The organism is Cupriavidus sp. GW823-FHT07B10 (assembly GCF_058794355.1).
This window is the reverse complement of sequence record NZ_JBXAGS010000014.1, coordinates 107,747-120,710: the sequence shown is the minus strand read 5'-3', so window position 1 is coordinate 120,710 and position 12,964 is coordinate 107,747. Positions and strand designations below refer to the sequence as shown.

General features: G+C 69.1%; 14 protein-coding genes. 8 read left to right on the top strand and 6 right to left on the bottom strand.

Translation table 11 applies throughout. The features are described from left to right. Nucleotides 1-47: 47 nt before the first annotated feature. Both AC1Q6V_RS25170 and AC1Q6V_RS25165 read left to right on the top strand, forming a co-directional pair. Entirely contained in the window at nt 48-956 is a 909-nt protein-coding gene (locus AC1Q6V_RS25170; RefSeq protein WP_010809660.1) for a 2-hydroxy-3-oxopropionate reductase, read from the top strand. A 31-nt stretch (nt 957-987) separates the two neighbouring features. Continuing rightward, complete coding sequence (locus AC1Q6V_RS25165) at nt 988-1,854, top strand: DMT family transporter (protein WP_010809659.1); 867 nt, start codon at nt 988-990, stop codon at nt 1,852-1,854. On the opposite strand, the gene AC1Q6V_RS25160 is transcribed toward AC1Q6V_RS25165, so the two are convergent. Continuing rightward, nucleotides 1,851-2,414, bottom strand: a complete 564-nt coding sequence (locus tag AC1Q6V_RS25160) for a flavin reductase family protein (protein ID WP_010809658.1) — start codon at nt 2,412-2,414, stop codon at nt 1,851-1,853. The two genes, AC1Q6V_RS25165 and AC1Q6V_RS25160, sit on opposite strands and share 4 nt — an antisense overlap. Beyond that, a complete protein-coding gene (locus AC1Q6V_RS25155) occupies nt 2,411-3,589 on the bottom strand; it encodes an acyl-CoA dehydrogenase family protein (RefSeq protein ID WP_439672583.1) in 1,179 nt (392 codons plus the stop codon). The genes AC1Q6V_RS25160 and AC1Q6V_RS25155 overlap by 4 nt, the downstream gene beginning before the upstream one ends. A 146-nt stretch (nt 3,590-3,735) precedes the next feature. Here AC1Q6V_RS25155 and AC1Q6V_RS25150 point away from each other — a divergent pair, with 146 nt between their 5' ends. Then, a complete protein-coding gene (locus tag AC1Q6V_RS25150) occupies nt 3,736-4,740 on the top strand; it encodes an AraC family transcriptional regulator (protein WP_010809656.1) in 1,005 nt (334 codons plus the stop codon). A gap of 76 nt (nt 4,741-4,816) precedes the next feature. Here the strand turns inward: AC1Q6V_RS25150 and AC1Q6V_RS25145 are convergent, their stop codons facing one another. After that, complete coding sequence (locus tag AC1Q6V_RS25145; protein ID WP_010809655.1) at nt 4,817-4,960, bottom strand: entericidin A/B family lipoprotein; 144 nt, start codon at nt 4,958-4,960, stop codon at nt 4,817-4,819. Nucleotides 4,961-5,229: 269 nt separating this feature from the next. On the opposite strand from AC1Q6V_RS25145, the gene AC1Q6V_RS25140 reads away from it, so the two are divergent. The 4 genes from AC1Q6V_RS25140 to AC1Q6V_RS25125 all read left to right on the top strand — a co-directional run bounded on the left by AC1Q6V_RS25140 (nt 5,230) and on the right by AC1Q6V_RS25125 (nt 8,854). Next, nucleotides 5,230-5,502 (top strand): DUF2188 domain-containing protein, encoded by a 273-nt coding sequence (locus AC1Q6V_RS25140; RefSeq protein WP_011616898.1) that lies wholly within the window; start codon nt 5,230-5,232, stop codon nt 5,500-5,502. A gap of 196 nt (nt 5,503-5,698) precedes the next feature. Then, complete coding sequence (locus AC1Q6V_RS25135) at nt 5,699-5,896, top strand: hypothetical protein (RefSeq protein WP_010809653.1); 198 nt, start codon at nt 5,699-5,701, stop codon at nt 5,894-5,896. 151 nt (nt 5,897-6,047) lie between these two features. Then, nucleotides 6,048-6,386: a hypothetical protein gene (locus AC1Q6V_RS25130; protein WP_231881494.1), complete on the top strand. Its 339-nt coding sequence runs from the start codon at nt 6,048-6,050 to the stop codon at nt 6,384-6,386. Between the two features lie 206 nt (nt 6,387-6,592). After that, entirely contained in the window at nt 6,593-8,854 is a 2,262-nt protein-coding gene (locus tag AC1Q6V_RS25125) for a VTT domain-containing protein (protein ID WP_454750655.1), read from the top strand. On the opposite strand, the gene AC1Q6V_RS25120 is transcribed toward AC1Q6V_RS25125, so the two are convergent. From AC1Q6V_RS25120 to AC1Q6V_RS25110, 3 genes are all read right to left on the bottom strand, one after another. Next, nucleotides 8,851-9,333, bottom strand: coding sequence for a DUF1579 domain-containing protein (locus AC1Q6V_RS25120; RefSeq protein ID WP_454750656.1), 483 nt, complete (start codon nt 9,331-9,333; stop codon nt 8,851-8,853). The two genes, AC1Q6V_RS25125 and AC1Q6V_RS25120, sit on opposite strands and share 4 nt — an antisense overlap. Before the next feature lie 122 nt (nt 9,334-9,455). Further along, complete coding sequence (locus AC1Q6V_RS25115) at nt 9,456-9,821, bottom strand: DUF2880 domain-containing protein (protein ID WP_010809649.1); 366 nt, start codon at nt 9,819-9,821, stop codon at nt 9,456-9,458. 113 nt (nt 9,822-9,934) lie between these two features. After that, on the bottom strand, nt 9,935-10,672 hold the full coding sequence (locus AC1Q6V_RS25110; RefSeq protein WP_010809648.1) for a GntR family transcriptional regulator: 738 nt from the start codon (nt 10,670-10,672) through the stop codon (nt 9,935-9,937). A 140-nt stretch (nt 10,673-10,812) separates the two neighbouring features. Between AC1Q6V_RS25110 and AC1Q6V_RS25105 the strand changes: the two genes are divergently transcribed. After that, entirely contained in the window at nt 10,813-12,963 is a 2,151-nt protein-coding gene (locus AC1Q6V_RS25105; protein ID WP_439669835.1) for an acetate--CoA ligase family protein, read from the top strand. The last annotated feature ends 1 nt before the right edge of the window (nt 12,964 follow it).

The following is a 12,964-nucleotide window of genomic DNA, read 5'->3' as shown; positions in this document are numbered from 1 at the left end:
GCGCGACGCACGGCCGGCCTGGCGCCTGACCACTACCGGACACTGACATGAGCAAGATCGGCTTTATCGGACTTGGCGTGATGGGCAAGCCCATGGTGCAGCACCTTGTCGACGGCGGGCATACCGTGTTCGCCCATACGCGCAGCGGCGTGCCGCAGGACCTTCAGGATGCCGGCGTGAAAGCCTGCGCCAGCGCCGAGGAGGTGGCGAAGCAGTCGGAAACCATCATCCTGATGCTGCCTGACACGCCCGACGTGGAGCGGGTGCTGTTTGGCGAGAAGGGGGTCGCTGACGGCCTTGCCGACACGGCAGGCGGCATTACCGTGATCGACATGAGCTCGATCTCGCCGATCGCCACGCGCGAGTTCGCGCGCTGCATCGAAGCGCTCGGCGTCGACTATATCGATGCGCCGGTCTCCGGCGGCGAGGTCGGGGCCAAGGCGGGCACGCTGTCGATCATGGCCGGCGGCAAGCAGGAAGTATTTGACCGCGTGCTGCCGATCCTGCAGCTGATGGGCAAGAACATCACGCGCGTGGGCGAGGCCGGCGACGGCCAGGTGGCCAAGGTGGCCAACCAGGTGATCGTGGCGCTGACCATCGAGGCGGTCAGCGAAGCGCTGGTGCTGGCCGCCCGCGCCGGCGCCGATCCCGCGCGCGTGCGCGAGGCGCTGATGGGCGGCTTTGCCAGCTCGCGCATCCTGGAAGTGCATGGCGAACGCATGATCAAGCGCACCTTCGACCCGGGCTTCCGCATCGCGCTGCACCAGAAGGACCTGGAACTGGCGCTGTCCACCGCGCGCCAGCTCGGCGTGGGCCTGCCCAACACGGCGTCGTGCCAGCAGCTGTTCAATGTCTGCAGCGGGCTGGGCGGCGCGGGCTGGGATCATTCCGGACTGGTCAGGGCGATCGAGCACCTGTCCTCGTTCGCCATCGGCGACGAACCGCCCGCAGCCTGAACCACGCAGCGCCCACCGCCCACCCCGCCGCATGCCGCGCGCGAACACCGTGGTGCTGACCGCACTGGCGATGCTCGCCTTTGCCGGCAATTCACTGCTGTGCCGGCTCGCGCTGAAGGGCACCACCATCGACGCGGCCAGCTTTACGCTGGCCCGCGTCGCCGCGGCGGCGCTGGTGCTGTGGGTCATCGTCGTGGCGCGGCACCAGTTGGTGCGCACGGTCGTGGCGCAACGGCTGCCGCCGGTGGAAGGCAACTGGATTTCCGCGCTTGCACTGTTCTGCTATGCCGCGGCCTTTTCCTTTGCCTATGTGCGCCTCACCGCGGGGACCGGCGCGCTGCTGCTGTTCGCGGCGGTGCAGGCCACCATGACCGGCTATGGCCTCTATGCCGGCGAGCCCATGCGCCTGCAGCAATGGATTGGCCTGGCCCTGGCGCTGGCCGGGCTGGTATGGCTGTTGCTGCCAGGGCTGGCCACGCCGCCGCTGCCGTCCTCGCTGCTGATGATCGCGGCCGGCATCGCATGGGGCGTTTATTCGCTGCGCGGCAGGCGCGCCGCGGATCCCGCTTCCACCACCGCGGGCAACTTCCTGCGCGCGGTGCCGATGGCGCTGGCGCTGGGTGCGGTGATGCAGGCGCAGCGATCACTGGACGGCGCGGGGCTGGCCTATGCGCTGTTGTCCGGCGCCATCACCTCCGGGCTGGGCTATGTCATCTGGTATGCCGTGGTGCCGCAGCTGAAGGCCGCCATCGCCGCCACCGTGCAACTGAGCGTGCCGGTCATTACGGCGGCAGGCGGCATCGCGCTGCTCGGTGAAGCCCTGAGCCTGCGGCTGGCATTGAGCGCGGCCGCGGTGCTGGGCGGCATTGCGCTGGTGATCGCGGGCAAGCGCGGCTAAGGCGCTGGTACCTCAAACCCGCCTGCGTGGAACACCAGCGGCGCGCCCGGCGTCGATCCATAGGCCACCACCTCCACGACAAAGATCACGTGGTCGCCCACCACGCGCACCGAGTGGTGCCGGCAGATAAAGTACGCCAGCGTGCCGCCGATCAGCACCGTGCCAAACGGCCCGGGGCGGCAATCGACGCCCGCGAAGCGGTCAGCACCGCGCGCGGCGAAGCGCCGGCACAAGGCCTGCTGCCCGCTCCCCAGCACATTGATCGCGTGGCACGGCGCCGCACGCAGCGCCGCCAGGCTGCCGGAGCTGCGTGCCAGGCACCACAACAGCAACGGCGGTGCGAGCGACACCGAGGTAAAGGCATTGATCGTGACGCCGACCGGCTGGCCGTCGGCGTCCGCGGCCGTGACGATGGTAACGCCCGTGGCAAACTGCCCCAGCGCATCGCGCAAGGCCCGCCGCGCCGCGCCATCGTGGCTGATGGCGCGGGCCGGGTCGTCCTGGCCGCTGTCGTTGCAGGCTTGCGTGTCATACGGCAGCGGCGCCAGGGCGGGGATCATTGCGCGGCAGGCCGCACCTCGCCGGGCGGCGCATCGAGATCCAGCCCCAGTGCCATGCGCCCTGCGTACTCCTGCTGGGCACCGGCCTGCAGCGGATGGAAGCGCGCGCCCTGCGCATCGCGAAAGCGCCGCTCCAGCCCGGCATCGCGATAGAAGCCCGCGCCGCCGGCCAGGTCCATCGCCGCCTCGACCGTCGCCAGCACCGCGCGCGCGGCCAGCGTGCGGGCGCACATGATGCGGTTGGTGGTGACCGCGCCCGGCGCCTGCCCCGATGCCGCCGCGAACATCGCATCCAGCGCCAGCTGCGCGGCATCGGCCTCGTTGCACAGGCGCCCGGCGGCTTCCACCGCATGTGCGCTCAGGCGCCGCTGGCGCGCCAGCTGCAGCGCGATATCGCGCGCGGCCTCGGCCACGCCGACGTAGACCGCATAGATCAGCGGCAGCGCGATCATCGCCACCGTATGCATCATCGGATGCCACACGCCTTGGGGGCGGCGGGCGGCAATGGCGGTATCCGGAACCAGCACGCCTTCAAGCAGCACATCATGCGAGCCGGTGCCGCGCATACCCAGCGTGTGCCAGTTCGACAGCACGCGTACGCCCGGCGACTTCATCGGCAGCGCGAAATGCAGCACCGTGGGCCCGCTCTCCGGATCGTCATGGACGGCGCAGGTCATGAACAGGTCCGCCGCCGGCGCGCCGCTGGCGAAGATCTTGCGCGCATCCACGCGAAAGCCGCCATCCACGCGCGTAGCCTTGCCGCTGCCCTGCAGCCAGTCCGAACCGCCGCTGCCCAGCAGCACCATCTGCTCGCCCGCCACGCGCTTGAGCAGCCCCTCCACCGGCGCTTGCTGATTGCGCCAGCGCCACGCGGCCGTGGCCACCGGGTGGGTGTGCATGGCAAAGGCCAGCGCGGTCGATCCGCAGTACTTGCCCAGCTCGCGCAGCACCGCGCCCAGCTCCTGGTGCGACAGCCCGGCGCCGCCAAGTTCCTGCGGCACGGCCGCGGCAAAGAAGCGGTGCGCGCGCAGGTCGTCGTAGTTGGCGCTGACGAACTGCCCGCTGGCATCGATCTCTGGCGCGCGTGCGTCGAAGGTGCGGCCCAGGGTCGCGGCCAGGCCGAGCCAGTCGGCCTGTGCGCCTGCGCTGGCATCCGCTGCGGAAAGGGTTTCCATGGTGTTGTCTCCGGCTAGTCTGATACGTGCGCTGCGGCGTTGTATGGCGCCAGGCACGGTGCTAGTATCGGAACCCGGTCCCCTTGCCCGTATGATCGGGCGTCCGGCTTTCTTGCGCGAAACACCGGATCTGGAGGAATGTGACCATGGATGCCTTGTCCGACCTCTTGCGCGCCGTGCAGCTCAGCGGTGCCGTGTTCCTGAACGGCGAGTTCAAGTCGCCGTGGTGCCTGATCAGTGAAGCGGATGCTGAATTGCGCGCCGCCTTCCTGCCCCGCGCCGACCGCGTCGTCTCCTACCACCTGATTACCGAAGGCGTCTGCTGGGCGCGCCTGGTCGACGGCACCGGCCCGGGCCTGCGGGTCGACACCGGCGAACTGCTGGTGGTGCCGCAGGGCGAGCCGCACGTGCTGGGCAGCGACCTGCGTCTGCAGCCGCTGCCGTCCGCTCCGCTGGTGTACGACATGCTGCGCAACAGTCCGGGCGAGGTCATGCGCGTTTCCTACGGCGGCGGCGGCGAGACCACGCGCATGGTGTGCGGCTTCCTGGGGTTCGACGACACCATGGGCAACCCCTTGCTGACGTCGCTGCCGCGGCTGTTCAAGGTAGGGCTGGGCAGCGGGCTGGAATCGGCATGGCTGGCGTCGGCGCTGGCCTTTGCCACGTCTGAAGCGGCGGAACCGCGTGCGGGCACCGCCACGGTGCTGGCCAAGCTGTCTGAGCTGCTGTTCGTGCAGGCAGTGCGGCGCTGCATCGACACCCTGCCTGACAATGAAAGCGGCTGGCTTGCCGCCCTGCGCGACCGCTATGTGGGGCGGGCGCTGTCGCGCATGCACGCGCGGCCCGCCTACCCGTGGACGGTCGATGAGCTGGCGGGCAACGTGGGCCTGTCGCGCTCGGCGCTGGCGCAGCGCTTTACCGACCTGCTGGGGCAGCCACCGATGCAGTACCTGGCGCACTGGCGGCTGCGCTCCGCGGCCGCCGAACTGCGCAGCGGCAACCGTTCCATCAGCGAGGTCGCGGGCGCGGTCGGCTACGATTCCGAGGCCGCGTTCAGCCGCGCGTTCAAGCGCGAGTTCGGCCTGCCGCCCGCCAGCTGGCGCCGCAACCACATCGATGCGGCGCAGGCGCCGGCGGCGGCCGCACATTGAATTCGCCGTGACAAAGACAACGGCCCGCGTCACCAGACGCGGGCCGTAGCAATGCCAGGGCGGCAGGCAGCGGGACTTACATCTTCTGCTTGGTGCTTTCCGCCGCGCCTTGTACCTTCTCGCCGCCGCGCTCGATATCCTTGCCTGCGCCGGCCATGGTATTGCAACCCGTGACCAGCATCACGCCAGCGAGGGCAAACAGTGCAAATAGCTTTCTCATGACGATCTCCTTGCTTCGTGTGGATGCGACATGCGCCGCCAGGATGGAGTGGATCGGAATGGCTTGGGACCGGGCAGCCGCTTGCCCGACCGGCAATTGGATCGTAGCAACGCACCGCAGCGCAAAAAGTCGGCTTTCGTCCTACCGGGATGTCAGCCGACGGCGCGACCGGCCGTCACCGCGTGCGCGCTTGTAGGACATCGACGGATACCCGCGGCGGCGCCGTCGCTTAAAAATCAAATGTCAGCCCACGCCCTCCGGAGAACACCATGACGTCACGCAGCATCCACGTGCTTCCCGCCGCAACCGACAACGCCGAATACGCCGGCGACGGCGGATGGGCACTCACCATCGAAGGCCTGGGGAATGGTGGCGACGACACCGCGCTGCATTTCCCGACCCAGGAAGCCGCGATCGCGGCCGGCTGGATGCGCGCGCGCGCGGATGGCCTGCCGTTGTGCATCCACGGCCGCGATGGCCTGGTGCGCGAACGCAAGATCTATTGCCGGGACGCACGCGGCACCGCCCGCGTCGGCTACTGACCACCCCGGCCACCGTCAACCGCCGGTTCCCCCTGCATCCCCCGGGCCCGCGGCGAACGCGGGCCACAACAATCCATTGCGGGAAACACATTGAGTGAAATCAATGTGTTACGTCTGCGCTCGTGAAAGCTACGGGTCTGTCACCGATACTGGAATCAAGGCAGCACGCCATTATCCAGGACCAACCGAGACCCCCATGCGCCTGTTCCTCAGGTATCGCCCGCTGGACATCTATCCCGACCCGATCGACGCCAGGGTTGCCGAACTGCACGAACTTGCCGAAGACATCCATGCCAGGCACGCGCGCAAGTGGCGCCGGCATGGCACGATGCTGACCCCGCGCGACCGCGCGGATCGCAGATTTCCGACCGGCGACCCGGAAACGCGGCATTAGCCTAGGGACGATTCCTCTCTCTGCGCTAGGAAATGTGAACAAGTGTCATATCCGGTTGGCAAGGATATGACCCCTGCGAAAGAATGGGTACCGTACGCGGCAGGCTCGATTGGCGAGCCCACCGCTGTACCCTTTTTCCTGACGCAGCGAAATGAATCGAACCACCCGGGAATGCGTGATGGCGTTGATTTCCAGCCTGCGTGCCAAGGGGCCCATGCCCCGGCACCAGCTTGCCGCCGCCAGCCGCCTGAACGCCGCGGAACTGACGCGCGCGCTGAAGTCCGCCCGCCAGATGGGCGTAGTGGCCTACGCCGGCGAGCCTGAATCGCCGGCAGAGGCCGATACCCCGCTAGTGCTGACCGGCCGGCCTTTGCCGCCGCCGCGCCGCGTGGCGCCGGCACCGCGCGAAAGCAAACCGCATTTCGAGCCGCTACTGGATGTCTGGGGCATTGCGCGCCCCACGGCGCTGCGGCGCGGCCATCCGTCGTAGCGTCTTCGCCGCATGCCGGGTCTTCCGACCCGCCCGCGCCGGCATGCCGTTCTTACAAAGGGCAGGTAAAGCGCACACGCGCCTGAGCCGCCCACGGCTGGCCCTTATCCCCCGGGGCATTGCCTGCACGCCTGGACCAGCCCGCTTGGCGCACCGGTACGGAACTTGCGCGACGTTTCTGGCTGAACCTCCCCGAAGCGTGCGACATGAGGCAACACAACCCGCCCGGCACCACCGCGTCTCCCGCCACTGGCCCTCCGCATGATCACCAGGCCCCGGCCGCCTTTACGCCGGAGCCGGGGCGCAACTGCTGGCGCGTCGAGCCCTGCCAGCGCTTTGCCATGCTGGTCGACGCCGACGCCTACTTCCGCGCGTTGCGCGAAGCGCTGCCGCGCGCCGAGCACACCATCTTCATCCTGGGATGGGATATCGACAGCCGCATGGAACTGGTGCCGCAGGGCGCACAGGACGGCCTGCCGGCGGGCCTGCGCGACTTCCTGTGCGCGCTGGCGGACCAGCGCCCTGAGCTGCGCATCTATATCCTGAGCTGGGACTACGCCATGGTGATGGCGATGGAGCGCGAGTGGCTGCCGTCGGCCAGCGCGCACTGGCAGGCGCACCGGCACCTGGCGTTCCGGCTTGATGGCAACCATCCCCCGGGCGCCTCGCACCACCAGAAGGTAGTAGTGATCGACAACAAGCTCGCCTTTGTCGGCGGGCTGGACCTGACGCTGCGCCGCTGGGACGACAACCGCCATGCCCCCGGCGCGCCGTTGCGCATGGCCGAAGGCAAGCCCTACCCGCCCTTCCATGACGTGCAGTGCGCGCTCGACGGCCCCGCCGCCGCGGCGCTGGGCACCCTGTGCGCGGCGCGCTGGCTGCGCGCCAGCGGCAGCGAGCCGCGCCCGGTTGCGGCCACCTCGTCAGACCCGTGGCCGCCAGGCCTGGCGCCGGAGCTGACCGATGTGCGCGTCGCCATCGCCCGCACCATGCCCATGTGCGAGGACGAGCCCGGTGTCAGCGAGATCCGCATGCTGCTGCACGATGCCATCGCCTCGGCCCGGCACAGCATCTACATGGAGAACCAGTACTTCAGCTCGCGCGAGATCGCCAACGCGCTGGAGGCACGGCTGGGGCACGAGGACGGCCCCGATATCGTGCTGGTGTCGAGACGTAACGAGAGCGGCTGGCTGGAAGCGCACAGCATGGGCGTGCTGCGCGCTCGCCTGTACCGCCGCCTGCGCGCGGCCGACACGCACGAACGCTTCTGCCTGTACTGCCCGTCGATTCCCGGCCTGATGCCCGAATGTGTCAATGTGCATAGCAAGGTCACGGTGATCGACGACGACCTCATCACCATCGGCTCGTCCAACCTCAGCAACCGCTCGCTGGGGCTGGATACCGAGTGCAATGTGGTGGTGATGTCGGGCGGCGACCCGCGCGTGCAGGCGGCCATTGCCGCCATGCGCGCACGGCTGCTGGGCGAGCACCTGGATGTGGCACCTGAAACCTTCCAGGCCGAGGTCGCCGCCACCCGCAGCGTGCTTGCGGCCATCCGCAACCTGCAGCGCGCGGACGGGCGCTCGCTGGAAGCCTACGAACCGCCGTTGCCGGACGATGTCGATGCCGCTTCGCCGGCGGCCAACCTGCTGGACCCGATCGAGCCGATCGACAGCGACCAGGTGCTGGCCGAGTTCGTCAGCCATGAGGCACGCCCGCGCGTGCTCGGCCGCGTCGGGATGATGGTGGTGCTGGCGCTGATGCTGGCGGGGCTGGCATTTGCATGGCGCCATACGCCGCTGCGCGAATGGGCGGACTTCCGCGCGCTGCTCGGCGTGGTCGAGCAGCTGGACGAGATGCCGCTGGCACCGCTGGCGATGATGGGCGTCTACCTGGCCGGCGCGGTGACAATGCTGCCGGTGACGCTGCTGATCCTGCTGACCGTGGTCATATTCGGGCCGCTCTACGGCGCCGCGCTGGCGCTGTGCGGCACCGTGCTGAGCACCGGCGCAGGCTACCTGGCCGGCCGCTTGCTGGGGCGCAATACTGTGCGCCGCTTTGGCGGCAGACGGCTGAACCGGGTCAGCCAGCAGTTGGGCAAGCACGGACTGGTGGCGATGGTGGTGCTGCGGCTGGTGCCGATTGCACCGTTCGCGCTGGTCAACCTGGTGATCGGCGCATCGCGCATCGGCCTGCGCGATTGCCTGGTCGGCACCGCGCTGGGCATGCTGCCCGGCATCGTGGTCGCTGCCTGCCTGGTGAACCGGGTCGCCGCCGCGGCGCGCGATCCGGGCCTGTTCACGTTCGCCTTGCTGGCGCTGGTGCTGCTGGTGCCGGCGTCGCTGCTGCTGGTGCTCCGCCGCCGGCGCCGGCGCCATGCCGGGGGCAGCGCCGCGCACCCGCACGACGATCCGCCCGGCCCGCGCGGCCGGCTGGCACGGCTCGCGGCCCAGCGCCGCCAGGCTTAACGCTGGCGGCGATAGCTGGCGTTCATGAACTGGGTCCACTCGCCGTTCTCGCCCAGCATGTAGGACGTCAGCGTGCGGTGGTCGTCGTCGGTGAAGGTGATCACGTCGCGGTACTGCGCCATGCGGCCATTGCCGGAGCAATCCGGCCCCTCGGCACGCAGCGTCAGTTGCTGGCCGCCGGCATCGAGGTCGCCTTCATAGATCCACAGGTGCGTCATCATCGAGCCGATGAAGGTCCCGACGAAATGCTTGCGGGCGGGATCGTAGCCCAGCGTCATGACCGTGGTGGACGGGCCGCAGCCGGGCATGTCGCCCTGCGTCACGCACTGGACCCAGACGTCGCCGACGCTGCTCACGCGCTCGGGAACCTCCCACTTCTGCACCGGCTGGTCCGGCCCCATCGATGCCTCGCCTTCGGCGATCCAGTTGCCCACCAGCCGTTGCAGCCAGCGGTGCTCCTTCTGCGCTTCGGTCTTCATTCGCGGTCTCCTTGGATTGCACCCACAGATGTTTGTGGATGCCGTACACATAGCCTAGCAAATGAAATGGACAGCGTCCACTTTTACCTGGGATTTGCTGTGCCGCGCTGGCCTGCCGGGACCTAGTGCTGCGGCAGCCTGACCTTGGGCACCACGAACTGGTTGCCCGGGGCGCGCAGCACGTCGCACTGGACCTTGGCCTTGCGCACGGCGCCGTCCTGCGCCAGGTATTCGACGTCGGCCACCACGCTGTAGGCGTCTTCGGCCACCTTGCGGGCCTTGCCGCTGACCCACTTGAAGCTGGCGGGATTGGGCAGCGCTGCCTTGACCGCCTTCATGCAGGCGACCGGGGCCTCCGGGGCCTCGTCCTTGCCGCGCGGCTTTGGCGCTTCATCCTGCCCCGCGGCCAGCGCCGCCGACGCGCACGTGACCGACAACGCCATCACCAGCGCGGTGGACAGGGAACGCGGGAAAAGCGGCGAAAGCATCTTGGACTCCTGGGCTGGGGCAGAACTGGGCGCCACATTCTAACGCCAGCGCCGATGCCGTTCAGGCCACGGCACCGGCACAAAAGTTCCCCCGGCGCCACTGCCAGGCGACGCTAGCGCCGCACGCAGGCTTTGTAGGTGAACTTGTCGCCACGAAACATGAATTCGGAGAAGGCCAGCGGCTTCTCGTCGATGTCGTGCGGCGTGAACCGGATGCGCAGCAGCGGCTCGCCCGGCGCCACCTTGAGCCGGCGCGCGGTTTCGGCATTGGCAGGGATTGCTGCGCTCTCCGTGTGCAGGTACTTGAGGCGATAACCCAGGCGGGCCTCCACGATCATCAGGGCATCGTGGTTTTCCAGGTCGTGCTCCAGAATCGCGCGCATCAGCGGTTCGGGCGCCATCGTCATGCCGACCGCCACCGGCACGCCGGCCACTGACTTGAGCATGGTCACGCACAGCAGCCTGGTTCCCGGCGGCAGGCGCAGCGCATCGGTGGCGATGGCCGGCGCCGCGATCAGCCGCGTCGACAGCAGCTTGCCGTGCGCTTCGTGCCCGCGCGCGCGCATGTAGTCGAAAAAGCCAGTCAACGGCCCCAGGTCCGCCTGCCCCGCCGGACGGCTGACAAAGCTGCCCTTGCCGTGCACCGTCTCGATCAGCCCTTCGGCAAGCAGCGATGCCAGCGACTGGCGCACGGTGATGCGGCTGACGCCGAATTCAGCCATCAGCTCAGACTCAGACGGCAGCTTGATGCCCGGAGTCCATTCGTTGTTGACGATGCGCTGGCGCAGCGCGCCTTCGATCTGCTTGAAGCGAGGCAGGGAGCTTGTTGTCACGAGATTGGCGGTGTTCACGGCATGTCCGATGCGGGCTTCTACTTATCATAACAACATTGACTCATCATAACATGTCATGACAACATGTTCGGACACACCAATGACAAGATTCGCGGCGCCGTCTTGGAAGTCATGGCGCACGCATACGGAGACAAGCGATGCCAGACCTCTGCGCCCTGTTGCAGCCGCGCACCATCGCCGTGATCGGCGCCTCCACCCAGCCCGACAAGGTGGGCGGCATGCCGGTGCGGCTGCTGAGCGAACTGGGCTACGCCGGCCGCATCATTCCCGTGCATGCCACGGCGCGCGAAGTACAGGGGCTGGCTGCGGTGCCCTCGCTGGATGCGCTGGACACACCGGCCGACCTCGCCATCGTGGCGCTGCCGGTCAGTGCCAGCCTGGACACCATGCGCCAGCTGGCGCGCAACGGCACGCGCGCCGCGGTGTTCTTCACTTCGGGCTTTGCTGAAACCGGCGGCGACGGCATCGCCATGCAGGCGGAACTGGCGGCACTCGCGCAAGCGCACGGCATCACGCTGCTGGGGCCCAACTGCCTGGGTGCGATGAACCTGCGCGAGCGCGTCTTTGCCACTTTCTCGCCGATGCCGCTGAGCGGGCTGCCGCCGCTGGGCGAAGTCGGGCTGGTCAGCCAGAGCGGCGCCTTCGGCGCCTATGCCTTTGGGCTGGCGCGCGAGGCATCGCTGGGGCTGAGTCACTGGGTCACCACCGGCAACGAAGCCGGCCTGCACGTGGCCGACGTGATCGAATGGCTGGCGCACGACGACGCCACCCGCGTGATCCTGGCCTACCTGGAAGGCTGCCGCGACGGCACCCGCCTGCGCCGCGCGCTGGCGGCGGCGCGTGCCGCGGGCAAGCCAGTGGTGGTGACCAAGGTCGGCACCACCGAGGCCGGGGCCCGCTCCGCGCAATCGCACACGGCCAGCCTGGCCGGCGAGGACGCCGTCTACCAGGCGGTCTTCGACGAGTACGGCGTATTCCGCGCCCATACGCTGGATGACTTCTTCCGGCTGGGCTACGTGCTCTCGCGCGGGCGTCGGCCGACGCGCTGGCAGCCCTCGGCGAAAGAGCCGGAAAGCGCCGTCACGCCGGTCGCATTGGTCACGGTTTCGGGCGGCGTCGGCATCATGATGGCCGACCAGGCCGAGGCGCTGGACCTGCCCCTGCCGCCCATGCCGGAAGCCGCGGCCACTGCGCTGCGCAGCGCCATCCCCTTTGCCAGCACGGCCAATCCCATCGATGTCACCGGGCAGATCGTGGCGCAGCCGGAAGTGCTGCTGGACGCGATTGCCGCCGCGGCGCAAAGCCCCGGCTACGGCAGTGTCGTCGCCTTCCTGGCGGGCGGCGTTGGTGCGCCGCGCATCTGGCCTAGCCTGCAGGGTGCTGTCGAGACCCTGCACCGCAGCGGCACCGCGGCGCCGCTGCTGTTCAGCGGGCTGGTCGATGACGAAAAGCGCCGCTGGCTCGAAGCGCGCGGCGCGCTGGTCTTCCGCGAACCCGCCCACGCGGTGCAGGCCGTGGCCGTGCTGGCCCGCGCCGCCGCGCAGGCAGCGGCAGCACATGCGAAGCCCGCCGTAGCTGCCGCGGCCCTGGCTGCGCCGGACCTTCCGCGCGACACTACGTCGCTGTCCGAGTTCGAAGCCATGCAGTGGCTCAACGCCTGCGGCATCCCCACCGCACCCCACGGACTGGCGCGCGATGCCGACGAGGCCATGCGCATCGCCGAAGGCATCGGCTACCCGGTTGCCATCAAGCTGTGTTCGCCCGACATCCTGCACAAGAGCGACGTAGGCGGCGTGGTGCTGAACGTGGCCGATGCGCAGGCGGTGCGTGCGGCGTTTGCGCAGGTGCAGGCCGCCGCTACCAACCACGGCAGCCCGGCGCGCTTCGAGGGCGCGCTGGTCGCCGGCATGGTGCGCGGCTGGGGCGAGCTGATGGTGGGCGTGCGGCGTGACCCGGTCTTCGGGCTGGTAGCGCTGGCCGGCATCGGCGGCACGGCAGTTGAGATCTTCCGGCAGACCGCGTTCGGCCTGGCCCCGCTGACCCATGCCCGCGCCTGCACCATGCTGCGCGCAAGCCGAGCCGAAGCGCTGCTGTGCGGCCATCGCGGCCATCCCGCGGTCGACGCCGATGCCGTGGCCGAAGTGCTGGTGCGCGTGTCGCAGGCCGCCGCCGCACTCGGGCCGCGGCTGGACACGCTGGAGATCAATCCGCTGATCGTCACCGCCCAGGGCGTGGTCGCGGCCGATGCCGTGGTCACGCTGCATGCCGGGGACGGCATCAACGACTAAA